Below are 1,503 nucleotides of genomic sequence, written 5' to 3'. Positions count from 1 at the left end.
ACTCGATCCATGCACGGTTCCAGCGATCTTCTCTCCGCGACCTCGCCGAGGACGAGACGGGCGACGTCCCCGGCTGGGCTGTAAGTCAAAGCACATAAGACTGCCTCGACCGTACGCTGTAATGGCCTGGCCGGGCAGCGTATGGCGCTGAGGGCGACACGCCGGATTGACGCCGCGACACGCGGAAGGATCGTTTTCCACAGGTCTGATGCGCCGGAGATCGCGCGGGGTCGGCGCTTGCGCGACGTTCGAACAGAGGTGCGACTCCTGCGGAATGCCGCAGAACGACGGGCCTTGAAACGTCCCTCACCCTCTGGAGAAACCTGCGGACGTCCCGTAGAGAACGCTCGGGTAACTACAAACGTGTAACTACTACTGGTTGTGGTGCTATCCAGTGTCCGTACCCATATGTAGTATTGGCGCAGAAGAGACGCAAAACGCACGGAGCCCCGAACCGAACGGGGTTAGTCGGTGGGTTCGAGGCTCAACACCATTCCTGGCCGGGCGGTGTATAGAGACTCTAACACCCAGATGAGGGGGTGGCATACCTAGCCAGACCCCTCACCGGCCTCACCGTCGCGGTCTCAGATTGGAGTCAGAAATGACTACGCACGGTGGCCTGAACTCAGGCACTCCAGCCCCTGCTTCGGGGCAGTATGAAATCGTCGGTCCTCGTGGGGGGCGGACTGGTGCGGAGCGGACGTCCACTCGCGGGAACCCGCTTCCGCCTACGCCGAAGGCCGGCCAGCAGTATCGGCTTGTGGATCCCACCAAGAATCGGAGTGGTCGCTGATGGGCCGCGGAGGGTATGGGCAGTGCACGGCTCCGGTGCGTGGTCACATCCGCGGCGGTGGAGCGGACTGCCCGGTTCACGGTGGACGCGGCGGGTACGGATACGGGTATGACTACTACCGTCCCTCGTACAGCCCGCCTTCGGTGGAGCGCCCCAAGCCGCGCGTGTATGTGAGTTACGCGAGCAAGTCCGGAGGGGGTGGGCGGACGAGTTCTAGCCGCTCACGCCGATCTGCTGTGACCTACACCGTAGCGGAGTACCAGACGCTTAACCCCGTTCGGGAGCAGGTAGTTCGGGTCGCTGAATCCGCGACCGACGAGCGCGACCTCTTTCTGTGCCATGCATGGGATGACCGTCAGGGCGTCGCAAAGGAACTCAATGACCTCCTGACGGGTCTCGATGTTCGAGTGTGGTTTTCGGAGATGGATGTTCCTCTTGGCACGTCCCTCATCCGCAAGATCGACAAAGGTCTAGCGAGCTCGCGGGCAGGGATCGTCCTGGTCACAACCTCGATGTTCGATAGCCTCCGCAACGACGGGATCGCTTCGCAGGAACTTTCAGCGCTGCTCGCGACCGATCGGGTTATCCCGATTGTTCACGGAACGACCTTCGAGGAACTGCGACGGGTTAGTCCCTTGCTGGCTGCGCGCTCGGGATTGAGCACATCGGACTATCCTTCCCTCGAAGAGGTTGCCGCTAAGCTCGCAGAC

1 protein-coding gene is annotated in these 1,503 nt (G+C 62.0%); it reads left to right on the top strand.

The window, feature by feature from the left end; genetic code table 11:
- Positions 1-1,029: 1,029 nt before the first annotated feature.
- Positions 1,030-1,503 (top strand): toll/interleukin-1 receptor domain-containing protein (locus I5I_RS12335; RefSeq protein ID WP_204365829.1); only part of this gene is annotated, 474 nt, incomplete at its 3' end.

The organism is Microbacterium sp. B24 (assembly GCF_000333415.1).
Taxonomy (GTDB): domain Bacteria; phylum Actinomycetota; class Actinomycetes; order Actinomycetales; family Microbacteriaceae; genus Microbacterium.
The sequence above is the reverse complement of the archived record's forward strand: the minus strand, read 5'-3'. Positions and strand labels throughout refer to the sequence as shown.